25 protein-coding genes and 5 pseudogenes are annotated in these 20,767 nt (G+C 45.8%); 18 read left to right on the top strand and 12 right to left on the bottom strand.

Features of this window, described 5'->3' with window-relative positions:
* The first annotated feature begins 199 nt into the window (after positions 1-199).
* The 4 genes and pseudogenes from DXE27_RS09725 (at position 200) to DXE27_RS06380 (ending at position 2,632) form a co-directional block, all read left to right on the top strand.
* On the top strand, positions 200-625 hold the full coding sequence (locus tag DXE27_RS09725) for a tripartite tricarboxylate transporter substrate-binding protein (protein ID WP_231969696.1): 426 nt from the start codon (positions 200-202) through the stop codon (positions 623-625).
* Positions 615-743: a hypothetical protein gene (locus tag DXE27_RS09720; protein ID WP_231969695.1), complete on the top strand. Its 129-nt coding sequence runs from the start codon at positions 615-617 to the stop codon at positions 741-743. Before DXE27_RS09725 ends, DXE27_RS09720 begins: the two co-directional genes overlap by 11 nt.
* Positions 744-760: 17 nt before the next feature.
* Complete coding sequence (locus DXE27_RS09715; RefSeq protein ID WP_231969694.1) at positions 761-907, top strand: hypothetical protein; 147 nt, start codon at positions 761-763, stop codon at positions 905-907.
* 128 nt (positions 908-1,035) lie between these two features.
* Positions 1,036-2,632 (top strand): annotated as a pseudogene (locus DXE27_RS06380) (rhodanese homology domain-containing protein).
* Between the two features lie 38 nt (positions 2,633-2,670).
* Here the strand turns inward: DXE27_RS06380 and DXE27_RS06375 are convergent.
* Positions 2,671-3,720: a fumarylacetoacetate hydrolase family protein gene (locus DXE27_RS06375; protein WP_128113342.1), complete on the bottom strand. Its 1,050-nt coding sequence runs from the start codon at positions 3,718-3,720 to the stop codon at positions 2,671-2,673.
* Between the two features lie 546 nt (positions 3,721-4,266).
* On the opposite strand from DXE27_RS06375, the gene DXE27_RS10275 reads away from it, so the two are divergent.
* Complete coding sequence (locus tag DXE27_RS10275) at positions 4,267-4,398, top strand: TIGR02450 family Trp-rich protein (RefSeq protein ID WP_331852062.1); 132 nt, start codon at positions 4,267-4,269, stop codon at positions 4,396-4,398.
* 57 nt (positions 4,399-4,455) lie between these two features.
* Here the strand turns inward: DXE27_RS10275 and DXE27_RS09710 are convergent, their stop codons facing one another.
* Positions 4,456-4,734 carry a hypothetical protein gene (locus DXE27_RS09710; protein ID WP_231969693.1) on the bottom strand — a complete coding sequence of 93 codons (279 nt, stop codon included), beginning with the start codon at positions 4,732-4,734 and terminating at the stop codon, positions 4,456-4,458.
* Positions 4,718-4,969 (bottom strand): hypothetical protein, encoded by a 252-nt coding sequence (locus DXE27_RS09705; RefSeq protein WP_231969692.1) that lies wholly within the window; start codon positions 4,967-4,969, stop codon positions 4,718-4,720. Before DXE27_RS09705 ends, DXE27_RS09710 begins: the two co-directional genes overlap by 17 nt.
* A 113-nt stretch (positions 4,970-5,082) precedes the next feature.
* On the opposite strand from DXE27_RS09705, the gene DXE27_RS06360 reads away from it, so the two are divergent.
* Complete coding sequence (locus DXE27_RS06360) at positions 5,083-5,463, top strand: group II truncated hemoglobin (RefSeq protein WP_128113341.1); 381 nt, start codon at positions 5,083-5,085, stop codon at positions 5,461-5,463.
* A 12-nt stretch (positions 5,464-5,475) separates the two neighbouring features.
* Here the strand turns inward: DXE27_RS06360 and DXE27_RS06355 are convergent, their stop codons facing one another.
* Positions 5,476-6,453 carry a Bug family tripartite tricarboxylate transporter substrate binding protein gene (locus tag DXE27_RS06355; protein WP_128113340.1) on the bottom strand — a complete coding sequence of 326 codons (978 nt, stop codon included), beginning with the start codon at positions 6,451-6,453 and terminating at the stop codon, positions 5,476-5,478.
* Positions 6,454-6,516: 63 nt separating this feature from the next.
* Here DXE27_RS06355 and DXE27_RS06350 point away from each other — a divergent pair, with 63 nt between their 5' ends.
* Positions 6,517-7,278, top strand: a complete 762-nt coding sequence (locus DXE27_RS06350; RefSeq protein ID WP_128113339.1) for a TerC family protein — start codon at positions 6,517-6,519, stop codon at positions 7,276-7,278.
* A gap of 2 nt (positions 7,279-7,280) precedes the next feature.
* Here the strand turns inward: DXE27_RS06350 and DXE27_RS06345 are convergent, their stop codons facing one another.
* From DXE27_RS06345 to DXE27_RS06335, 3 genes are read right to left on the bottom strand one after another with little or no spacing between them, the layout of a single operon-like run.
* Positions 7,281-8,498: a BaiN/RdsA family NAD(P)/FAD-dependent oxidoreductase gene (locus DXE27_RS06345; protein WP_128113338.1), complete on the bottom strand. Its 1,218-nt coding sequence runs from the start codon at positions 8,496-8,498 to the stop codon at positions 7,281-7,283.
* A gap of 3 nt (positions 8,499-8,501) precedes the next feature.
* The gene (locus tag DXE27_RS06340; protein ID WP_128113337.1) at positions 8,502-9,014 is read right to left on the bottom strand and encodes a hypothetical protein; all 513 of its coding nucleotides are present in this window, start codon (positions 9,012-9,014) and stop codon (positions 8,502-8,504) included.
* A gap of 26 nt (positions 9,015-9,040) precedes the next feature.
* Positions 9,041-9,898: an LOG family protein gene (locus tag DXE27_RS06335; RefSeq protein ID WP_128113336.1), complete on the bottom strand. Its 858-nt coding sequence runs from the start codon at positions 9,896-9,898 to the stop codon at positions 9,041-9,043.
* Positions 9,899-10,092: 194 nt separating this feature from the next.
* Here DXE27_RS06335 and DXE27_RS08950 point away from each other — a divergent pair, with 194 nt between their 5' ends.
* Genes DXE27_RS08950 through DXE27_RS10265 form a run of 3 tightly spaced genes read left to right on the top strand, consistent with a single transcriptional unit; the run spans position 10,093 to position 11,131 of the window.
* Positions 10,093-10,254 (top strand): hypothetical protein, encoded by a 162-nt coding sequence (locus DXE27_RS08950; protein ID WP_172457118.1) that lies wholly within the window; start codon positions 10,093-10,095, stop codon positions 10,252-10,254.
* A 57-nt stretch (positions 10,255-10,311) separates the two neighbouring features.
* Positions 10,312-10,929, top strand: coding sequence for a transporter substrate-binding domain-containing protein (locus tag DXE27_RS10270; protein ID WP_331852061.1), 618 nt, complete (start codon positions 10,312-10,314; stop codon positions 10,927-10,929).
* Positions 10,895-11,131, top strand: coding sequence for a type 2 periplasmic-binding domain-containing protein (locus tag DXE27_RS10265; protein WP_331852060.1), 237 nt, complete (start codon positions 10,895-10,897; stop codon positions 11,129-11,131). The genes DXE27_RS10270 and DXE27_RS10265 overlap by 35 nt, the downstream gene beginning before the upstream one ends.
* Before the next feature lies 1 nt (position 11,132).
* On the opposite strand, the gene DXE27_RS06325 is transcribed toward DXE27_RS10265, so the two are convergent.
* The gene (locus tag DXE27_RS06325) at positions 11,133-12,551 is read right to left on the bottom strand and encodes an MBL fold metallo-hydrolase RNA specificity domain-containing protein (protein WP_128113335.1); all 1,419 of its coding nucleotides are present in this window, start codon (positions 12,549-12,551) and stop codon (positions 11,133-11,135) included.
* A 62-nt stretch (positions 12,552-12,613) separates the two neighbouring features.
* Between DXE27_RS06325 and DXE27_RS06320 the strand changes: the two genes are divergently transcribed.
* The 3 genes and pseudogenes from DXE27_RS06320 (at position 12,614) to DXE27_RS09245 (ending at position 14,276) form a co-directional block, all read left to right on the top strand.
* Positions 12,614-13,495 carry an NAD(P)H-hydrate dehydratase gene (locus DXE27_RS06320; protein ID WP_128113334.1) on the top strand — a complete coding sequence of 294 codons (882 nt, stop codon included), beginning with the start codon at positions 12,614-12,616 and terminating at the stop codon, positions 13,493-13,495.
* Between the two features lie 6 nt (positions 13,496-13,501).
* Positions 13,502-13,795, top strand: a pseudogene (locus DXE27_RS10260) (EamA/RhaT family transporter); the annotation flags it as partial.
* Between the two features lie 31 nt (positions 13,796-13,826).
* On the top strand, positions 13,827-14,276 hold the full coding sequence (locus DXE27_RS09245) for an EamA family transporter (RefSeq protein ID WP_197712349.1): 450 nt from the start codon (positions 13,827-13,829) through the stop codon (positions 14,274-14,276).
* 168 nt (positions 14,277-14,444) lie between these two features.
* On the opposite strand, the gene DXE27_RS06310 is transcribed toward DXE27_RS09245, so the two are convergent.
* Entirely contained in the window at positions 14,445-14,675 is a 231-nt protein-coding gene (locus DXE27_RS06310) for a protein tyrosine phosphatase (RefSeq protein WP_128113333.1), read from the bottom strand.
* Positions 14,676-14,756: 81 nt separating this feature from the next.
* Here DXE27_RS06310 and DXE27_RS06305 point away from each other — a divergent pair, with 81 nt between their 5' ends.
* Positions 14,757-15,386, top strand: a complete 630-nt coding sequence (locus DXE27_RS06305; protein ID WP_128113332.1) for an FABP family protein — start codon at positions 14,757-14,759, stop codon at positions 15,384-15,386.
* A 72-nt stretch (positions 15,387-15,458) separates the two neighbouring features.
* Here the strand turns inward: DXE27_RS06305 and DXE27_RS06300 are convergent.
* Both DXE27_RS06300 and DXE27_RS06295 read right to left on the bottom strand, forming a co-directional pair.
* Positions 15,459-16,596 (bottom strand): annotated as a pseudogene (locus tag DXE27_RS06300) (aminotransferase class V-fold PLP-dependent enzyme).
* Between the two features lie 115 nt (positions 16,597-16,711).
* Positions 16,712-17,614, bottom strand: a complete 903-nt coding sequence (locus tag DXE27_RS06295; protein WP_128113331.1) for a DMT family transporter — start codon at positions 17,612-17,614, stop codon at positions 16,712-16,714.
* 146 nt (positions 17,615-17,760) lie between these two features.
* On the opposite strand from DXE27_RS06295, the pseudogene DXE27_RS06290 reads away from it, so the two are divergent.
* The 4 genes and pseudogenes from DXE27_RS06290 to DXE27_RS10255 all read left to right on the top strand — a co-directional run bounded on the left by DXE27_RS06290 (position 17,761) and on the right by DXE27_RS10255 (position 20,561).
* Positions 17,761-18,911: pseudogene (locus DXE27_RS06290) on the top strand (alpha-hydroxy acid oxidase).
* Between the two features lie 159 nt (positions 18,912-19,070).
* The gene (locus DXE27_RS06285; RefSeq protein ID WP_231969691.1) at positions 19,071-19,604 is read left to right on the top strand and encodes a hypothetical protein; all 534 of its coding nucleotides are present in this window, start codon (positions 19,071-19,073) and stop codon (positions 19,602-19,604) included.
* A 132-nt stretch (positions 19,605-19,736) separates the two neighbouring features.
* On the top strand, positions 19,737-19,928 hold the full coding sequence (locus tag DXE27_RS06280) for a hypothetical protein (RefSeq protein WP_128113330.1): 192 nt from the start codon (positions 19,737-19,739) through the stop codon (positions 19,926-19,928).
* A gap of 96 nt (positions 19,929-20,024) precedes the next feature.
* Positions 20,025-20,561 (top strand): annotated as a pseudogene (locus DXE27_RS10255) (cytochrome b).
* Here the strand turns inward: DXE27_RS10255 and DXE27_RS08945 are convergent.
* Complete coding sequence (locus tag DXE27_RS08945; protein ID WP_172457117.1) at positions 20,496-20,720, bottom strand: hypothetical protein; 225 nt, start codon at positions 20,718-20,720, stop codon at positions 20,496-20,498. The pseudogene DXE27_RS10255 and the gene DXE27_RS08945 sit on opposite strands and share 66 nt — an antisense overlap.
* Between the last annotated feature and the right edge of the window lie 47 nt (positions 20,721-20,767).

The following is a 20,767-nucleotide window of genomic DNA, read 5'->3' as shown; positions in this document are numbered from 1 at the left end:
AATAGCCTGGAAAACCTCAAAATGCTCAGAAAAATCCTTCTATTACTCTCATCGGAACCCTGATTGGGCTTACAACCTATGCCCAAAATAGCTCCTGGCCAATCACCTTCATCAATCCCTTCCCTCCAGGTGGGGCTGTAGACGCTTTTGGACGCCCTCTAGCCAAGCAACTCTCAACCCAGTTAAACGACTCTCCATCGTGGTCGATATCCGCGGTGGTGCAGGTGGAACGCTTGGTGCTGCAGTTGCAGCAAAAATGGCTCCAGATGGATATACCTGGCTTCTTGGTGCAGTGCATCACTCAATTGCGCCAAGTATGTACACAAACCTTTCTTATGACATCACTAAGGATTTTGAGCCTATCGCCATTATTGGCAGCGTTCCCCATGTCATTGTTGTGAATCCAAATAAGCTTCCAAAAAATGATCTGAAATCCATCATGGAAGAGATTCGCAAGCATCCCGGTAAATATAACTACGCCTCTACCGGCAACGGCACATCACAGCATTTAACGGGTGAGCTCTTTAAGATGCAAAACAAGTTATTCATTACACATATTCCTTATCGCGGCACAGGACCTGCACTACAAGATCTTGTGGGCGGGTCAAGTGGATATGATGTTTGATACCTTAGCCGGTGCTGCACCATTTATTAAAAACGGGCAGTTAATTGCCGTAGCTGTAGCCACCCCAAAAAGAGTAGATGTATTTCCGAATGTCCCCACCCCACCGCTCAAGAGCTAGGTATCTCCAATTTCATTGTGAATAGCTGGTATGCCATGTGGGCCATCAAAGGCACGCCTAAGGATATCGTCGATAAGATGAGCGCTGAAGTGCAAATTGCCCTAGCCTCTCCTGTGAAATCAAAGAGCGCTGGGCGTCTATGGGTGCAAGCGTTCCTAAAATGACTCGCCCTGAGCTGGCAAACTATATTAATCAAGAAATTTCCCGCTGAAGCGAAGTGGTAAAAAAATTCGGTGCTAAGTTAGACTAAATAGAGCTAGATTAAAAATATAAAAAATAATTAAGAAACAGCATGGCCATTCAGACTAAAAACCTTTCCTTTATTCGCAATAAACTACTCCTCAATAAAGAAGAGATTGCATTCTTAGACGTTCGTGAAGAACACCCTCACGCACAAGAACATCCGCTATTTGCTGCAAATGTACCGCTCTCTCGCATTGAGATTGACGCCTATGGCAAGTTGCCGAAGAAGAATGTACCCATCGTGACATTAGATGATGGTGAAGGGTTTGCCCAACTAGCTGCGCAGCGCTTGATTAATCTTGGCTATACCGATGTTTCTGTATTTGAAGGAGGCGTTCAAGGTTGGAAGGCGGAAGGCGGAGAATTATTTAAAGATATCAATGTTCCCAGCAAATCCTTTGGTGAGTTTGTTGAGTCTAAGCGCCATACCCCTTCTTTATCAGCGCAAGAGGTAAAGCAATTAATTGATAACAAAGAAGATGTCGTTGTCGTTGATGTGCGTCGCTTTGATGAGTACAACACTATGAGCATTCCAACGGGGATTAGTGTTCCTGGTGCAGAACTTGTGCTCCGCCTCCCAGAGTTAGTACCCAACCCCAAAACCAAGGTGATCGTGAACTGCGCTGGCAGAACCCGTAGCATTATTGGTACCCAGTCACTAATCAACGCCGGCATCCCAAATGAGGTGAACGCGCTGCGCAATGGAACCATTGGTTGGACTTTAGCCGGGCAAGAGCTAGGCAAAGGTCAGAGCAGAAAGTTTCAAGAAGTAAGCGAAGATACAAAGAATGAGGCTGCAATACGTGCGCGTAGTGTTGCTGATAGAGCTGGTGTTAAACGCGCTAACCTTGAAGATGTACTGAAGTGGAAATCACAATCTGAACGCACTACTTATCTATTTGATACGCGCACCCCGGAAGAATATGAATCCGGCCACCTCCCGGGCTTTAGATCCGCTCCTGGCAGTCAACTCGTACAAGAAACTGAAATGGTTGCGCCTGTTCGTGGCGCCCGCATTGTTTTAGTAGACCCTAGCGGCGGCAGTGTGCGCGCCAATATGCCTGCATCTTGGCTAGCGCAAATGGCCTGGGATGTTTATGTTCTCGATGGCATTAATCCATCAGACCTCACCGAGAAAGGCTCCTGGAAAGCGCCACTGCCAAGTCTCTCAACGCGTTAGAGAGCGTGGATGCGCAAACAGTTTCTCATTGGCTCAAAACCGATAGCAACACGATTGCGGTTGATTTCAGTACACATGCAAACTATGTCAAAGGACATATTCCTGGTAGTTGGTATGCTCTGCGCTCTCAACTTGCTGAAGCCATCAAAAAAATTCCTCAAGTAGATCGTTATGTGATCACGAGCACCCCCCACCTGAACTCAGCCTCTATGCAGCGCAAGAATTTCAGGCGCTCATAAATGCTGAGGTACTTGTTTTAGAAGGCGGTAATACTTCGTGGGTAAAGGCCGGCCTGGAGCTAGAGAAAGGGCCAAGCCATTTAGCCTCACCTCCTTTGGATCGATACAAGCGTCCATACGAAGGAACGAGTGTTGACCCTGCGGCAATGCAGGCTTACCTAGATTGGGAGTTTGGTTTGGTAGAGCAACTGGGCAAGGACGGAACCCACCATTTCTGGGTTCTCTAAAACACTAGGTCGTCCTTGCTGTTGTTTTTGCTTAAGAGCTAAGCGATCTTATTGCGAATAATGCCGACGCCGGTGATTTCAGTTTCCATACTGTCGCCCGGCTTTAAAAACTCCGGTGGTTTTCTGCTGTAACCAACGCCAGACGGAGTGCCAGTTGCAATGATGTCACCAGGCAATAGCGTTAGGCTACGAGAAAGCTCAGCAATCACCACTGGAATTTTGAAATACGTTTGTTTGTAGCTAGCATTTTGCTTTTCAACACCATTTACGCGACAAATGATTCGGGTGTCATCTAGATTAACCCCGCCTGCAGTCACAATCCATGGGCCCATTGGGCCATGTCCATCTAAACTCTTACCTTTGAACCACTGGCCAGAGTGACGTTTTTGCTGAACATCGCGCGCAGTAGTGTCGTTATAAGCAGCATAGCCAAAGACATAATCCATAGCATTTTCTTCGGAAATATTTTTACCTTTCTTACCAATGACTACCGCTAACTCAGCCTCCCAGTCAATCATGGTGGAGTAACTGCCATCGTAAGGGATGGAGTCAAAAGGCCCATTCATTGTTTGAGTGCCTTTAGTAAAGAGTACCGGTACCTTTGGATATTCCTTTACACCCTGATCGGCACGTCTATCTTTGCCTTCATCAAAGTGATCTAAATAATTCCAACCCACGCAGTAGATATTGCTTTGCGGCCTAGGAATCGGTGATAACAAAATCACTTGGTTGACATTCTGCAGATTAGATCCGCGGCCTTTAAACAGCGCAGCTAACTCAGCCAAACCCTTATTACCAGAGGCTGCTAATGAAATGGTTGATGTGGGATCAAAGGAAAGTTGCACTTTTTGACGAGCTGCTTCAGCCGGGATATCGACAACCATGCCATCGTTGGTTACCAAACCCAATCTAGATGTCGCACCCATTTTCGGCAAATAGTTAGCAATTCGAAAACCAGCCTTACCAGTCAATGGCTCAACCACAATAGGCTGACGAGCGTCAGGGGCGGCAATTGCGCTTGAAATAAACATGCCGCTCACGGCAGCAGATGCACCCAATTTAAGTGCATCTCTACGATTTGTATCCACAGCGTCTCCTTTAGTATTTTGTTATTAATATTTAATTAATACTTTAGCGTTGTTTATTAAACATATCTGACATAAATACTAATACCAAACGCTGTTCCTGGGCAAAATATTCAAAAAATCGCTATGCTTGGGTAATGGCGCCACGCAAAAACCACCCCATATCTTCGCCATCTAGCTTGCATTCCCATCCTGCTGGGGTTATGCGCCTGTGAACGGGATAGCTACACGAGCTGGAGCTGCAACACCCAAATAGAGACCAAAATCTCGATGGTGCTGCGCAAGGCCCAGATGGAATTTAGGGGTGAGAAATTCGATTACTGTGGAAGCTTAGGCTCTCAAAGTTACTTTGATCAAAGGTGCCCGCCTCAGACCAATCAATCGAGCGTGACATTTACACCATCATCAGGATTGCTGGTAAACAAGGATCAGGAGTTTCGGTGCACAGCCCTATAAGCAATAAGCTGAGTCCCAAGAAGTTATTGCTGACCAAGTGGACGGCGGGCGGTAACGCCCATTGCCAAACAAAAACATTTTCTGGTCAGAAAGGTGATTCTCCCGGAACCGCCAAATGAAAAAATTGAGTTTGTAGAAATCGAGGCAGTCTACTCCAAGAAAACCTCGCTCATCCCCTGGCGCAACCTTACCAACAGCGAGCTTTGGATACAGGGCTGGAAATAAAAATGCCACCTCATCTCTGAGGCGGCATTTAGCCTTATCATTCTATCGAAGTGGATATCAATCAGACTTCTTTTTGCCTCCAGATTTTTTGACTAGATCGTCGATATTCTTTTCGGCAGCGTCAGCTACTTGATTCACGATACGACGCCCTTCTTTAAACATCTTCTGGCCAGTGGTCGACATCTCATTGACCACCTTAGAAAGCTTATCAGCATGGCTGGGTAATTTGTTTTCAGCATCTTCTAACCAACCCACTAACGAGCTACGAACTTTCTCCAAATGCTTTTCCGTTTCGTCGGCAGCACTTTCACCAATGTCTTTAAGCACTGACTTCACTTTCTTTTGATAAGCAGTTGCACTGCTTATCAGCTTCTTCCTGTAGCGCCTTTAACTTAGCTAAATCATTTTTTGCTGCTGACTTGGCGCTATCTAAGGCATTTTTCATGCCCCACTCCATCTCAGCAATGTGATGTTCACTCAATTCTTTTGCGGCGTCTAAAAGCTTATATGAGTAATCAAATAGCTCTCTAGCTTTTTCCTGCTGCCACTTTTGAAGATCTTTTGCATCCATTTGTTCTCTCCCAAGAAATAGGTGTTAGTAAAGCCTCTTATCAACTCTATACCCAAATTGGCAAACTGCCAATTCCCTCGATTTCCCCCAATTCCAAGTATTAAAATATGGGAATGACAGAAAGACAATCCATTTATGACGCCATCGGTGGCATAGACAAAATCGATGAATTGGTAGACCGCTTTTACGATTTAATGGCCTTGGAGCCCAAATTTAGCGATCTTCGGGCTATGCATGGACAAGACCTTACCAACTCCAGAGAAAAGCTGAAATTCTTTCTTACGGGCTGGATGGGCGGACCCGATATCTATTCACCTAAATATGGCCATCCAATGCTAAGAGCGCGCCATTTGCCTTTTAAGATTGGTTTGAATGAGCGCAATCAATGGCTTGCCTGCATGTACCAAGCATTAGAAGATTGTGGAATTACCGGCAGCACCGCGAAGCAACTCGAAGAGTCATTCTTCAACACTGCTGACTGGATGAGAAACTAACCCAACTAACAATTAGTCGAGCTTGGCTCCCGCCTGCTTGACTGCCTTTGCCCAACGCGGCATTTCTGCGGCAAGAAATTTTGAGAATTGATCTGCATTGAGGTAAGCAGGATCAGCACCTTGATCAGTCATTTTTTTCTGAATGTCGGGTGACTCAAGCGTTTCCTTAAATGCCTGACTTAACTTATTCACGACATCTGGCGGGGTGCCCTTGGGTGCCAATATTCCATAAAAGCCAACCACCTCTAAGTTCGCAACACCTGTCTCGATCGCGGTTGGCGTATTAGGTAATGCTGGATTGCGCTTTGCACTAGTTACCGCCAGGGCCTTGATTTTCCCCTGCTTAACATAGTTGGCTGCTTGAGGAACGGACTCCGCCATAAATTGCACATGGCCTGCGATCAAATCGGTAAATGCAGGAGCGCTTCCTTTGAAGGGAATGTGCGCTATGAAAATTCCCGTCTCACTTTTAAGCATCTCAGTTACTAAATGGGAAATGCCACCATTGCTAGCTGACCCATAGTTCAGCTTTCCAGGATTTGCTTTTGCGTATGCGATAAATTCTTTCAGCGTATTAGCCTGCACATCTTTATTCACAATCAATGCGAGTGGTTGCTGAGCAGTTCTAGCGATCGGCTGAAAATCTTTTAGGGTGTCATAAGGTGATTTGGTGTAAATCGCTGGGTTAATCACCATGGTTCCAGTATTAGCCAATAGCACTGTATATCCATCAGCCGGTGATTGCGCGACATACTGAGCACCAACCGCGCCACCTGCTCCAGCCTTGTAATCGACGATGACTGTTTGTCCTAAAGCAGACTGCAGCCTATCAACCAACAGTCGAATGTGAGCATCCAAAGGTCCGCCTGCAGGAAATCCAATAATGATTTTGACTGGTTTATCAGGATAAGCCGCCTGAACCGCTTTCCAGGAGCAGCAAAGCAATAGGCTTAGCAGAAATATCCTGATGATTTGTGTGGACTTATACATATGAGGCGACATTTAATTTACTTGGATACACTTTACCTTATCACCACATTGGCAAAGTAGAAAATGATCGAAAGCTTTGTGCAACTTATCAGCGACCCCAATGCTTGGATCGCATTTTTAACGCTTTCTGCCTTAGAAATTATTCTAGGCATCGACAATATCATTTTCATTAGCGTTATTGCCAATAGGCTCCCGATAGAAATTCGGGAAAAGGTACGCCGCTTTGGTCTGATCTTTGCATTAGTAACGCGCATTCTGCTATTACTTAGCTTGTCATGGGTAATGGGGTTAACCGCCCCTCTCTTCAGCATTTCGGAACACGTCATTAGCGGTAGAGATTTAATCCTTCTCCTTGGCGGCTTCTTCTTGATTTGGAAGGCCTCAAAAGAAATCTACGTTGAGGTTGAAGTGGGAGAGCATGGCGAAGCACATAGCAACGCGAACAGCCAAAATGCTGGCAAGTCGATGATGACCCTCTTTGTTGGCTCCGTTTTGCAAATCGGCTTACTAGACATCATTTTCTCTCTAGATAGCGTAATCACCGCAGTAGGTATGGTTGATCAAATTAGCGTCATGATTGCAGTTGTTCTTGCTTCCGTTCTCATCATGCTAGTGGCAGCAAAACCTATCGGAGACTTTGTTTACCGCCACCCATCCATCAAAGTCTTGGCATTGTCTTTTCTGACAGTGGTAGGTATTGTATTGATTGCAGAAGGAATGGATGTTCATATTCCTAAAGGCTACGTCTATGTCGCTATGGCGTTTTCACTATCGGTTGAGCTTTTAAATATCCGCTCGCGGGACAAGAAAAAGCGTCAGGGGTAAGACTATAAAGCTTGCGCACAAGCGAAGCCGCTTGCCCAGGCCCATTGGAAATTGTGACCACCTAAATGGCCAGTGACATCGACGCACTCGCCAATAAAAAATAGCCCTGGATGTTTGCGTGACGTCATGGTCTGCCCATCAAACTCTTTGGTATCAACGCCACCCAACATCACTTCAGCTTTTTTCCAACCTAGGGTTCCGGCAGGTTTTACAGACCAGTTAGTTATTAGCTCTTTAAGGGCTTGGCGATCTTTTTTGGATACCTCAGCCCACTTTCGACCTACTAAATTTTTCTGTTCAGCAAATGCTTTTGCTAAACGCTGAGGTAAAACAGAGGCAAGAATGGTTTCAGTTAGCTTTAAGCGGTTCTCTTCGTTATTGAATAGCTCATCACAATTAAACCCTCCAAGACGCTCGACGGCCCCAAGCCAATCAATATGAATGGGCTCACCCTCCTCCCAATAACTACTTGCCTGGAGAACAGCGGGGCCAGATAGACCCTTATGAGTCAGCAAAAGATCCTCATTAAATCTACACGCACCATAGCGATGCCCTTTAGAGCCGGAGGCTATTCTGACGGGGACGCTAAGTCCAGCCAAATCATTAAGATTGCCAAAAGTGTCTGCAGTAAAAGACAGCGGCACCAGAGCAGGTCTTGGGTCAATGACGTTTAAGCCAAACTGTTTTGCAATATCCAATGAATACGCAGTAGCGCCAATGGCTGGAACTGGCAAACCACCGGTTGCCATGACTACTGCTTTGGTCCTTTCAAGACCCATGTTGGTACGAACAATCCAAGCATCACCATCTTGGGAGATCGATTCAACCGCGACAGGATTACGCACCGTCACTTTGCCTTTGGCGCACTCACTAAAAAGCATATCAATGATTTGCTTGGCTGAATCATCGCAAAACAATTGCCCTTGGTGTTTCTCATGGTAATTAATCCCATGGGCCGTGACCAGCTTAATAAATTCAGATGAAGGATATCGTGCTAGCGCACTTTTAACGAAGTGTTGATTAAGCGATAAGAAATTGGCTGGGCTGCTATGCATATTAGTGAAGTTGCAACGACCGCCTCCACTAATACGAATCTTTTCGCCCAATACTTGCGCATGATCTAAAACCAGGACCTTCTTATCCAACTGACCGGCTACGCCAGCACAGAATAAGCCGGCAGCACCTCCACCGATAATGATGGCATCCCAATTTTTACTCATAGATTACTCAAAGCGATCGATGATGTCAGATGAGATATTGAGTTTTCTCATGTGAAGCTTGGTATAGGCCTGACGAAAATTCTTTGTCATTGAAATCATGACGGATGCAGTCCAGGCAAACGCAAACATTCCAGAAAAAGCAATAATGACTGCCAGCATCTTCCAGCCGCTCGGAAGAATGTCTTCCATGAAACCCATGGCCGTATAGGTGCTGCCACTAAAGAGAATGTTTTGACCAAGCTCGGGTAGCAATTTAAATGTATATAGAGCAATACCCCAAATGAGTATTTCAGCGATATGCGTTAAGAACAAACAAAAGACGCTGGTGTAAAAACACATTGCCACTGCAGAATATTTCTTCTCAGATAAATGCAGAAAGGTTTTGACTTCATAGCGTTTGGCAATTTGCAATAAAAGAACGCCATGAAAAATCATCGCCAGCAAAAGCATGGCACCACCCAAAAGGTAGCCCGGGAGATCAAGAGATGTTGCAATACTGGCTTGAGATGAATTCATGATGGAGATTTTACAGGCGACCCTACTTAGCCAAGTTGATACCAGCCCTGAATAACCTGCCAGGCCTCTTCGGCAGTCTCTACAAAATGGAGGATGCGCATATCCTCTTGATCAATCACACCAAATTCCACCATGTGATTGAAGTTCACCATCTCACTCCAATAATCTTTCTCTACCAAGATGACCGGAATAGGAACCACCTTTTTAGTCTGAATGAGCGTTAGGACTTCGAACAATTCATCAAAGGAGCCAAAGCCTCCGGGATAAGCCACAATTGCCCTAGCTCGCAACATAAAGTGCATCTTGCGCAAAGCAAAGTAATGGAAGCGAAAACTGAGCCCAGGACTGATGTAAGGATTGGGGTGCTGCTCTCTGGGAAGGCTAATATTAAAACCAATGGTTTTATCGCCAACTTCAAATGCACCACGATTGGCAGCCTCCATAATGCCCGGTCCACCACCAGTACAGATATGCAATTTATTGGAGTTTAGTTTTTGGGTTTCGTTGTAATGCGCCACCAAAGCACCAAACTGTCGAGCGGACTCATAGTACTTGCTGTGCAGAATGGCTTTTTTCGCTGCCGCAACCTCTTCCGGTGTCTTAGCATTCTTTTCAAGATCTAAAGCGTGCTGATGGCTGACAAAACGAGTTGATCCAAATACAGTAATGGTGTGATCAATACCATGCTCTTTAAGCAAGGCCTCGGGTTTGAGCAACTCAAGCTCAAAACGAATGCCCATAGTTTCTCTGCGGGCCAAAAAAGCTTCGTCATCAAAAGCAAACTTGTACGAATCATCCGAGCCATCTTCAGCTATTTGACTGTGATGCAAATTTAAAAATTCAGTAATTGTTTGTGAGTTGTGAACGGGAAGCTTTGGACTCATGTTGCGACCTTCTGGCGTATATATAGAGTCATCTTAACCTGCGTTCCAAATTAGTGTTAATACCTAGTTTTGCCTTGGATATAGGGTCCTAGGGCTTTTTGGGATTTACCCAGCGCCCTTCCCGAGTTAATATTGATGCAATTTCAACCAAATCGAAGGAAAAGCAATGAGCAACCGTTCAATCATCAATCATCATGGTACTAGTCTTAGTTGGTGCCACAGCCTATTTACTCCTCAAAGGTGATGGCGACATTGATATGGGTGGCGAAAAGCATGGTGCAGAAGCTGCGCACATGGAAGAGGCCAAGAAAGATGCTCCTGCTGCTCCTGCTCCTGCTCCTGACGCTAAGAAGTAATTTTTAGCGCTGTAGACAAAACCGCGGTCCGCCGCGGTTTTTTTGTCTCATCTTTTAATGAAATTCATATCTCCTCTAGTGCTTTCTCTAACGCTTCTGTGTTGCCCTCAAATCGCCATTAGCCAAAAATCTCTCGTTATGAAATCTATCAGCCCTGCAGCCCTCACTTCTTTTGTTCCGACCAGCACTTTGCGTGTCGGCATCAATTTGGGAAATCCTATTCTTGCGAACGAAGATCCGAATACCAAAAATCTATATGGTGTAACTATTGATATCGCCAATGAAATTGGGAAACGAATTTCTAAGCCAGTGCAACTCATTCCATTTAAAACCGCAGGAGCAACGGTTGATGCAGTAAAAACTGGTGAGATTGATTTGGTATTCGTTGCGATTGATCCAGTGCGTGGCACAGATATCAGCTATACGCCAGCCTATATTCAGATTGAAGGCGCCTATATGGTGAAATCTTCTTCTTCATTAAAGGCCAACGAAGAGGTTGATATTTCTGGAAATGAAATCGTAGTCGGCAAGGGAAGCGCCTACGACCTTTACCTAACGCGTGAAATTAAAAACGCCGCACTATTGCGTGCCGCTAGTTCACAGGCTGTTGTAGATGACTTCATATCAGGCAAAGGTAACGGTGGCTGCAGGTGTAAAGCAGCAGCTAGAGAGTGATGCAAAACGCTACGAAGGTTTACGTATGCTACCCGGACGCTTTATGGTCATTAACCAGGCTATCGGCGTTCCGAAAGCAAGGTCAAATTACGAAGACACAACTGCTTATCTAGGCAATGTCATTGCAGAACTAAAGCAGTCTGGATTTGTGGCGGATGCTATGAAGCGCCATAATATTCAAGGGGCAAAAGTCGCCGAATAAGTTAGCATTGATAAGTATGCAAACGCTCAGGGACGATGACATTGCTCCAATGCAACTCCTCTCTGATGCTTTGCGCTAATACCGAAGAAGATTCTGGTTCGCCATGTACTACAAAGACTGTTTTTGGTGGCCGCTCAAATCCCTTAAGCCAGTCTAATAAGCCCGCTTGATCTGCATGAGCAGATAGGCCGCCGATTGTATGCACAGAGGCCCTGACAGGAACCTCCTCACCGAATAAACGAACTTTCTGCACCTTATCCACTAGGCGCCTACCAAGACTGCCGTAGGATTGAAAACCGGTAATGATGATAGCGTTTTGAGCTCTTGGTAAATTGCTAGCCAAGTGGTGAACAATTCGTCCTGCATCACACATACCGCTGGCTGAAATAATGATGGCGCCACCTTTGACCTTATTCAGCGCTTTGGATTCCTCTACATCCGCAATAAAGCGAAGATCTACGGAGCCTGGATTATCTCTATACCACTCAAATGTTGCCTGAGACTCTCCATCCAAATGGGAGAATAAGTGCTGGGTTAAATGGGTTGCGGCAGTAGCCATGGGTGAATCCACCCAAATACTTAAATGGGACAGACGCCCTCTTCTCACCAAATCAATTAAGAGAAATAAAATTTCTTGTGTGCGACCAACAGCGAAGGCTGGCATAACGACGTTGCCGTGCCCAGCCATAGTTGCGTTGATGACTTCAACCAACTCATCTTCAGTATCCCGCAAGCTTCGATGGAGGCGATCGCCATAGGTAGATTCAACTACGACCACATCTGCGTTTTTGATCAGGTCAGGATCAGGCATTAATACTTTACCCTTCATACCTATATCCCCAGAGAAAACGCAGCGTTTTTTCTGGGCACCATCCTCCGCAACATCAATGACCGCAATTGCTGAACCCAAAATATGTCCAGCATTATGAAACTCCAACTGCAGCCCTGGAGCCAACTCGATTGATTCCCCATATTCCAACACCTCAAACTGAGTAAGGGTAGTTTCTACCTCTTCTCGAGAATACAGAGCAATCGGCATATCTCCACGCCACTTACCTGCTTTTTGCTTTCGTTCGGCTCGCTCAACGTCCGCGCGCTGTAAATGCGCGCTATCACGTAACAGAATTTTCAATAATTCAAAGGTGGCGCTCGTGCAATAGATCGGTCCAGCAAACCCTTCTTGTGCACATAAACGTGGCAGCAGACCGCTATGATCTATATGGGCATGCGTAAGCACTACAAAATCGAGATCTTTTGGCGCAAAGGGCAAGGACTCTAAATTTTTATTGGCAGCTTCTCTGCCACCCTGAAACATTCCATAATCCACCATGAAATGTCTTATCTTGCCAGCCAACATTACCTCCACCGAATGCTTTGATCCAGTGACTTCTCCTGCAGCACCTAAAAATTGAATCTCCATACAATCAGCATACTCTCTCTTAAAATAACTAAACAACATTCAATTTAGAACATACTGTCCCCATGGCCTTTCACAATCAACTTAATGCACTCCCTCTAGCTGTTAGGCTGAAGCGAGAGCCTGCCGAACATAAGGGAAGCGCAGGCAAGGTAATACTGATTGGCGGAGCACCTGGAATGGCAGGCGCCCTTATTCTTGCAGGTAATGCTTGCTTGCATCTTGGTGCCGGGTGGACCATGCTCGAAATGCTAGATTCCGCATCAGTACATGTAGATATTGATCATCCAGAATTAATGATTCGACTAGCGGACCACAATCCAAATACAGTACTCATCAATAACAAGCCAGATTTACTTGCAATTGGTCCCGGCTTAGGAAGGTCAGGCACTGCAATTGCATGGCTACAAAGCACCCTTGCTTTAGAAAATATTCCATTAGTGCTTGATGCTGATGCCTTGAATTTAATTTCAGAGTCAGAAAATTTATTGGCAGCACTGAAAAAACGTAATCAAGAATTTCTAGAGGCGACCGTTTTAACGCCCCACCCTGGCGAAGCTGCAAAATTACTTAAGCTCACCACGGAACAAATTCAATCCGATCGTGAAAGCACTATCGAGAAACTGGTGAGTCTTACAGGATCGATCGTGGTTTTAAAAGGTCAACACACCTTGATTGCTTCACCACACCATCCCGCCCTTGTTTGCGCGGAAGGAAATCCCGGCATGGGCACAGGCGGAATGGGTGACATCCTTACGGGCGGTATTGCAGCTCTAGCTGCCCAAGGTATTCGTCATCACCTGGATTTATGGCAGGCCTCTTGCCTGGCTGTTCAACTTCATGCCAGCGCTGCAGATAGCTTAGTTAGCAAAGGGATTGGGGCCATTGGCCTCACCCCTTCTGAGACAATTTTTGAAATGAGATCCCTGCTAAATAAGCTGTTATAAATCCATATGCAGTCAATCAGCAAAGCACATAACCGCAAGCCTTACCTCTATGGCATTTTGATGGCCGGAGTTGGGTCAATGCTGTTCTCAGGAAAAGCCATTTTGGTTAAGCTGGCATTTGGTTATGGCGCTAATGCCGAAACGCTTTTAGCATTACGCATGCTGATGGCCCTCCCAATGTTTTGGGCAATATTCTGGTGGGAATCTCGCAGAAAGTTGATGAGCCCGATCACGTGGCTTGATCGTGCTAAGTTATTTTTCCTGGGGTTCTTGGGTTACTTTCTTTCTAGTTATATTGACTTCTTAGGTCTTCAATACATTTCGGTTGGGCTTGAGCGCATTGCTTTATATCTCACACCTCCAGTGGTACGTCCTGATCGTCGGCTACATTGGCGTGTTTATTGTTTTCATTCAGGATGCAAGCTCTACCGGAATCAGTGCCTGGCTGGGCATGCTCCTAGTTTTTGGAAATGCCTGCTCTTATGCGGCCTATATGATTGGCGCCGGAGAAATGGTTAAACGCATTGGTAGCATCCGCTTGGTTGTACTGGCGAGCTCAGCATCCGCTATCTTAAGTCTGCTGCAGTCTTCTCTACACAACCCAACTGCCATCTTTGAGCAAGTTCCACAGATCTACTGGTTTAGCCTGCTCAATGCGAGCCTGTGTACCGTCATTCCAATGTTGCTCATTATGATTGCGATCAATCGAATTGGATCGCCGCTCGTTGCACAAGCGGGAATATTGGGCCCGGTCTCCACCATCTCTTTATGGGGTATTTAATTTTGTCGGAGCCAATTACCTGGACTCAAATTGGCGGAATGACTTTGGTTATTGCAGCGATGTGGTTACTAGTGCGAAATGATGCGCCAACAAAAAAGTCACCGGACCTCAAAAAATCCGATGACTTCGCTTCGATAGTGCCGAACCCCTCAATTAAGAGGGATCAATTTACTGAACTGCTGCGTCGGCAGCTGGCTTAGCTTTCTTTTTAGATTTCTTCTTTGCTTTTTTCTCAGCAGCCTTCTCGGTTGGCTCAGCAACTGGAGCTGGAGCGGCAGCAGGAACTGCTGCTGGTGCAGGTGCCGGCGCCGGATCTGCTGCCATCACTGAAACTGGAGAAATACCAATCGCTGCGGAAATAAGGGTTGCTAGACTGAGGCGAGCAATACGTGAAATCATGTAAATCTCCATGTAAGTTTGTGGATAATTTAATAATACTCAAAAATTTGAGATAAATGCTTCATTTTTAAAGGTTTCCCAATGAATGAATTCCCCCAAGACATTTTTACTGAGCCGCAGGGTTACTCAGTCAATACATTAGAAAATCTTGGGCCGCTCACTGGGATGGCTGGCATTTGGGAAGGCATTCGCGGATTGGACGTCAAGCCCAAAGCAGAGGGCCCAAAGAAACAGGCTTATGTCGAGAGAATTGAGCTTCAACCCATAGACCCACAAACCAATGGACCCCAATTATTTTATGGCTTGAGATACCACACCCACATCACCAAACCAGATCAAGTCAAAACCTATCATGATCAAGTCGGCTACTGGCTATGGGAGCCTGCCAATGGCAACCTTATTCATACCCTTACTATTCCCCGCGGCATGACAACAATGGCATCCGGCAATGCCTTGCCTACCGCCAAGCAATTTGAGCTCTTCGCAAAAGAAGGTGACCCTAGCGCAGGCATGTCTGCCAATCCTTTTCTCAATTACGCTTTCAGAACCGTAGAGTTTCGGATTAAGGTAAACATCAATGACGATGGCACTTGGTCATACGAGCAAGGTACCGTTATGAAGATTAAAGATCAGTCGGAATTGTTTCATCATGTAGACAACAACACTCTTCACAAGATTGGGGAAGCGACCCCAAACCCACCTGCAAGATAAGTATTGATTTCGCAATAGAAAAAGGCCATTAATAGATGGCCTTTTTTGTTATGCAGCTATGCTTACATCCGATTACGCTGGTTGTGCTTCAGACTCAGTGATCTTCTCTAATGCAGCAGCCAAATGTCCAACGGTACGATCTACGTGAGCTAATTTCTCTAGACCAAATAAACCAATACGGAAGGTGCGGAAGTCTGGACGCTCATCACATTGCAGCGGCACACCTGCTGCAGTTTGCAGACCTAGGGCAATAAACTTCTTACCAGATTGAATATCTGGATCTTTGGTGTAACTAACCACTACGCCAGGAGCCTGAAAGCCTTTGGCAGATACAGAGCTATAACCGTTAGAAACCAATAATTCACGAACCTTGTTACCCAATTCCACCTGCTTGGCTTTCAGAGCCGCAAAGCCAAGGGATTGCGTTTCTTTCATAACGTTGCGCAAAATCTTGAGCGCATCAGTCGGCATCGTTGTGTGATACACATGGCCACCCTTTTCATAGGCTTCCATAATCTGCAACCACTTCTTCAGATCCATAGAGAAGCTACTGCTTTGGGTTGCATCGATGCGCTCACGAGCGCGATCAAAGCACAGCATGGTGAACTGCTCCAGCCTTTTTGTGGGGCAGTAATTAATACGTCCACATTGCAAGCCTTCATATCTACCCACATCGCACCAGATGCAATGCAGTCCAATACAAATAAACCATTTACAGAGCGAACCGCCTCACCTACTGCTTTAAGGTAATCATCAGGAAGAATGATTCCAGCCGAAGTTTCTACGTGAGGTGCGAACACCACCGCAGGCTTTTCTTTCTTAATGAAAGCAACCATCTCTTCAATCGGGGCTGGCGCAAATACGCCCTGAGCTGCATCCTCTAATTGATGACCCTTGAGAACAGTCACATCACCAGTAATATTGGCTAAATCAAAAATCTGAGTCCAGCGATAGCTAAACCAGCCATTACGCAAGACTAAGCATTTTTGATTGTTGGCAAATTGACGAGCAACTGCCTCCATGCCAAAAGTGCCGCTACCAGGAACGATGACCGCAGAGCTTGTGTTATACGCATCCTTCAACACACGCTGGAGATATCCACCATGACGCGTTTGAACTCTTCAGACATGTGATTGAGGGAACGGTCTGTATAGACAACCGAGAACTCCAACAAACCATCTGGATCAACGTTGGGGAGCAAGCCTGGCATAGTAATTTCCTAGGGATTTCAGTGATTAGCCCTAAATGATACTGATTTAAGACTTTTTTGGGTGATAGGCCCAAAAACGCCGCTTAAAAGGGTATTTTTGCCTGTTTTTCTAAATCTATTTAGCTGTTTTAGAGGAAATAGCGTTGCCAGCCACGATCAAGGCAAAAGCTAATCCATGGAATAGTTGTGGTGGCTCACCCAGCATGGCGGCCGATAGAAGCGCTGTAAATAAAGGGATGAAATTAGCAAAAAAGGCTGCGACCGTTGGGCCTGCTCCATTAACACCCAAACCCCAACAGCGATAGGCGATCAACGAAGGGCCAACCGCTACAAACACTATTAATGATGCAGTCCACCAATTCAGATCAATGAAAGCATGACCGGCAGCAATTTCAAAACCGTCAAAAAATCCGGTCCATAACAAACCGATGGTTACTTGCGCCATTAAAAATTCAGCCCATGGCCATTGACGCTCTGTACTAGCGCCAGGGCGACTTAACATCCAACTATAAAAAGCCCACAAGATGGTGGCCAACATAATAAGTAGATCACCAATAACCATTTGCATAGAGAGTAAGGCTGCTAGATCTCCACGTGTTAGCACAATTCCAACACCGAGCAAACTCACAACCGCGCCAATCATTTGCAAAATACTTGGTTTGACTTGATAAAACACGGCGCCAATAAATAACATCCAGATGGGCATGCTGGCGCCGATTAAGGTGACATTAATCGCAGTGGATGTTTGAAGAGCAAGATATAAGAGTACGTTGTAACTACCCACTCCAAATAAACCCAAGAGCAGGAAACGTTTCTTGTTTTGCCATAAGGCACTTTCCGGCTTAAATACGCGCCAGCCCAGGGGAAGCAAAAGTAAAGCTGCTAATCCCCAACGAACTGCACTCAGGGTGATGGGAGAGATGCTACCCACCAATACACGCCCAGCTATTGCATTGCCTGCCCATAAGGCTGTGGCTGTGAGCAAATAGAAAATGGTGGCGAAATTGAGTTGTTGCATTCAGCGAATTAATGGGGAAGCAGTTATTTAGGGTCCCCAAGCAAGGGATACCCTGGCATTGTAGAAACAAATCCCCAGTATTGCTAAGATAGAGCTTAAATTAAGCTTTTGTCTTAGCAAAATAGCATCAAACCGAAGGATACATTGTGGCAATCATTACCAATATAGAAGACTTACGGGTCCTCCATCAAAAACGCACCCCTAAGATGTTCTATGACTATGCCGATTCTGGCTCATGGACTGAGTCAACCTATCGCGCTAATGAGTCCGATTTTCAAAAGATTAAGTTGCGTCAGCGTGTAGCAGTTGATATGACTAATCGCACAACTAAGACAACCATGGTTGGACAAGAGGTCACCATGCCAGTTGCGCTAGCCCCTACCGGCCTTACCGGAATGCAGCATGCTGATGGTGAAATTTTGGCAGCCAAAGCTGCTGAGAAGTTTGGCGTGCCTTTTTGTTTATCCACTATGAGCATTTGCTCTATTGAGGATGTAGCAGAGCGCACAACCAAACCATTTTGGTTTCAACTATATGTCATGAAAGACTGTGGCTTTATTGAGCGCCTGATTGAGCGCGCTAAGGCAGCTAACTGTTCCGCACTTGTATTGACCTTAGATCTACAAATCTTAGGTCAGCGCCATAAAGACTTAAAGAGTGGACTCTCTGCGCCGCCTAAACTGACTATTGCCAACATGATCAATATGGCGACCAAGCCACGCTGGTGCTTAGGCATGGCCATGACTCCTCGCAGAACCTTCCGTAATATTGTTGGTCATGCAACAGGTGTCGGCAACATGTCTTCACTCTCTTCTTGGACTGCAGAACAATTTGATCCGGGCCTCAATTGGGGTGATGTGGAATGGATCAAAAAAACTCTGTCTGGGGCGGCAAACTCATCATCAAAGGAATCTTGGATGAAGGTGATGCGCGCTTAGCGGCAAACTCGGGAGCAGATGCTTTAATTGTTTCCAACCACGGCGGACGTCAATTAGATGGCGCTGTTTCTAGCATTCAAGCGCTGCCTGGAATTGTGGATGCAGTTGGCAAAGATATCGAAGTATGGATAGATGGCGGAATCCGCTCAGGTCAAGACGTTCTTAAAGCCTGGGCCTTAGGTGCACGCGGCACGATGATTGGTCGCCCATTCTTATATGGTTTGGGCGCTATGGGTGAGGCTGGTGTTACCAAGTGCCTAGAGCTCATTCATAACGAACTGGACATCACTATGGCATTTACAGGCCATCGCGATATCCAGAACGTCACTAAAGACATCTTGTATCCAGGGACTTTTTAAATTACTCATATCCTCAACTACCCTCTTGCCGTATTTGGAATTTCTTTCCTCGTATTTGCTTTTGCTGTTTGGTTTGGGCACGCTGGACTGAGTCGCTACCGCACCAAAGATACTGAGACCTCTGAGGATCTCGGCATCATTCAGACAGCCACCTTAACCTTGCTGGCCTTAATTATTGGCTTCACCTTCTCAATGGCTATTGACCGTCATGATCAGCGGGAGATTTTTGAGGAAGGCGAGGCAAATGCCATTGGAACCGAATACTTGCGAGCCGATCTTTTGCCTCCAAAAGCATCTGCCGCCACCAAGGAATTACCCCTAAAGTACGTAGATCAACGCATCCTGTTTTATTCCAAGCAGAGCTCAGAAAAGATTCAAGAGATTCGCGATAAAACCGATCAACTGCAAACCGCCCTTTGGAATGAAATTGTTCCGGCGGTGAGAGCCCAAGCGAACCCAGTCACAGCCCTAGTTGCCTCAGGTATGAATGACGTTTTAAATTCTCAAGGCTATGTACAGGCTGCCTGGTGGAATCGCATACCGTTTACAGCATGGGCATTGATGGCAGCCATTGCTACCTGCGCCAATCTTTTAGTGGGCTTTGGTGCGCGTAATTTTGAGAAGAATATTGGCCTCTTCATGATCTTCCCTTTTGTTATTTCAGTATCTTTCTTTTTTAATTGCCGATATTGACAGTCCAAGAGGTGGCGTCATTCGAATTGAGGCTAGAAACTTAGTGGCACTCAAAAACAACTTAACCCAACAGATGGATGCAGCCACACCATCAATCAGCAAGAAATAAGCTTCGCCATAAAGGCGGTCCAGATGAAACGTGTAGTAGATATATTTAAAAACCGTGGTCGCGAGCTTGTTTGGACGTATGTCATCCACCTTCAGAATGATGAAGAATTCCACCCGGGACAACTGGACTTTGAAGTTGAGGCCCTGCGACTGTCTCAAATAGATAAACGCGGCATGGCAAATGAGCTCAGCGCCAAGGTTAGGCTCAATAACTGAGCTTTAGCAGCTGTTTTAAGGGGCATTACCCCTGGTGTTGCTAATGTTAATGAGATTCATTAATATTTGGGATGAATCCACCAACACTGACGCGCCATGACCAGAACCAAATACCATCCAGCCTCCATCTTCTTTCACTGGCTGGTATTCCTCCTCGTTGTAGCCGCTTTTATAGTGATTGAACTCAAAGGGCAATTTCCTAAGGGAAGCGAGCCTCGTGAGCTCTGCAAAACAGTCCATGGCGTCATTGGACAGGTGATTTTTATAGCGATGGCACTTCGTCTCATGATTCGCTTAACTTGTGGGGTACCCGAGCCTACAAACCCAAAGCCTTTATTTGTATCTCTAGCTAAGGCAATGCACTGACTTCTGTACGCCCTGCTTTTAATCTCACCTATCTTTGGCATCCTATATTTTCAGTATGGCGGCAAGGAAATCCACTTCTTTGGCTTGGTTTGGCCTCAACTAGTAACCCCTGATCCTCAGATGAAAAAAGTAGTTGAAGGTATACATGAATTTCTAGGAAACTCACTGTACTTTCTAATTGGCATCCACGCCTTGGCAGGTTTATGGCAACATTACGTCATTAAGGACAATACACTTCGCCGCATATTGAATAAAGCGAATGGCTAACCAAATCTGGAGTGATGAATAAATGAAGCCGCTTTCTAAAAAAGCCAAGATGGCAGTTGGCTGGACTGTCTTAATGACCATGGTTGGAACCGCAATGCTGCACCAGTGGCAATTCTTTGCTATGGGCTGCGCATCTCTAGCGATGTTGCTTGTAGCCAACCACTATGGCCTTTTAAAAGACCCTGAAGACAAAAAATAAACCCCGA

This window comes from Polynucleobacter necessarius (genome assembly GCF_900096755.1).
Taxonomy (GTDB): domain Bacteria; phylum Pseudomonadota; class Gammaproteobacteria; order Burkholderiales; family Burkholderiaceae; genus Polynucleobacter; species Polynucleobacter necessarius_K.
The sequence above is the reverse complement of the archived record's forward strand: the minus strand, read 5'-3'. Positions and strand labels throughout refer to the sequence as shown.

Coding starts and splice junctions, on each gene's coding strand:
- DXE27_RS09720 (WP_231969695.1), top strand. CDS start 615: ATGATGTTTGATACCTTAGCCGGTGCTGCACCATTTATTAAAAACGGG.
- DXE27_RS08950 (WP_172457118.1), top strand. CDS start 10,093: ATGGTACTAGTCTTAGTTGGTGCCACAGCCTATTTACTCCTCAAAGGT.
- DXE27_RS06295 (WP_128113331.1), bottom strand. CDS start 17,614: ATGCAACAACTCAATTTCGCCACCATTTTCTATTTGCTCACAGCCACA.
- DXE27_RS10270 (WP_331852061.1), top strand. CDS start 10,312: ATGAAATTCATATCTCCTCTAGTGCTTTCTCTAACGCTTCTGTGTTGC.
- DXE27_RS06280 (WP_128113330.1), top strand. CDS start 19,737: ATGAAACGTGTAGTAGATATATTTAAAAACCGTGGTCGCGAGCTTGTT.
- DXE27_RS06305 (WP_128113332.1), top strand. CDS start 14,757: ATGAATGAATTCCCCCAAGACATTTTTACTGAGCCGCAGGGTTACTCA.
- DXE27_RS06320 (WP_128113334.1), top strand. CDS start 12,614: ATGGCCTTTCACAATCAACTTAATGCACTCCCTCTAGCTGTTAGGCTG.
- DXE27_RS06335 (WP_128113336.1), bottom strand. CDS start 9,898: ATGAGTCCAAAGCTTCCCGTTCACAACTCACAAACAATTACTGAATTT.
- DXE27_RS06310 (WP_128113333.1), bottom strand. CDS start 14,675: ATGATTTCACGTATTGCTCGCCTCAGTCTAGCAACCCTTATTTCCGCA.
- DXE27_RS06340 (WP_128113337.1), bottom strand. CDS start 9,014: ATGAATTCATCTCAAGCCAGTATTGCAACATCTCTTGATCTCCCGGGC.
- DXE27_RS06325 (WP_128113335.1), bottom strand. CDS start 12,551: ATGGAGATTCAATTTTTAGGTGCTGCAGGAGAAGTCACTGGATCAAAG.
- DXE27_RS06345 (WP_128113338.1), bottom strand. CDS start 8,498: ATGAGTAAAAATTGGGATGCCATCATTATCGGTGGAGGTGCTGCCGGC.
- DXE27_RS06350 (WP_128113339.1), top strand. CDS start 6,517: ATGATCGAAAGCTTTGTGCAACTTATCAGCGACCCCAATGCTTGGATC.
- DXE27_RS06360 (WP_128113341.1), top strand. CDS start 5,083: ATGACAGAAAGACAATCCATTTATGACGCCATCGGTGGCATAGACAAA.
- DXE27_RS09705 (WP_231969692.1), bottom strand. CDS start 4,969: ATGGATGCAAAAGATCTTCAAAAGTGGCAGCAGGAAAAAGCTAGAGAG.
- DXE27_RS06355 (WP_128113340.1), bottom strand. CDS start 6,453: ATGTATAAGTCCACACAAATCATCAGGATATTTCTGCTAAGCCTATTG.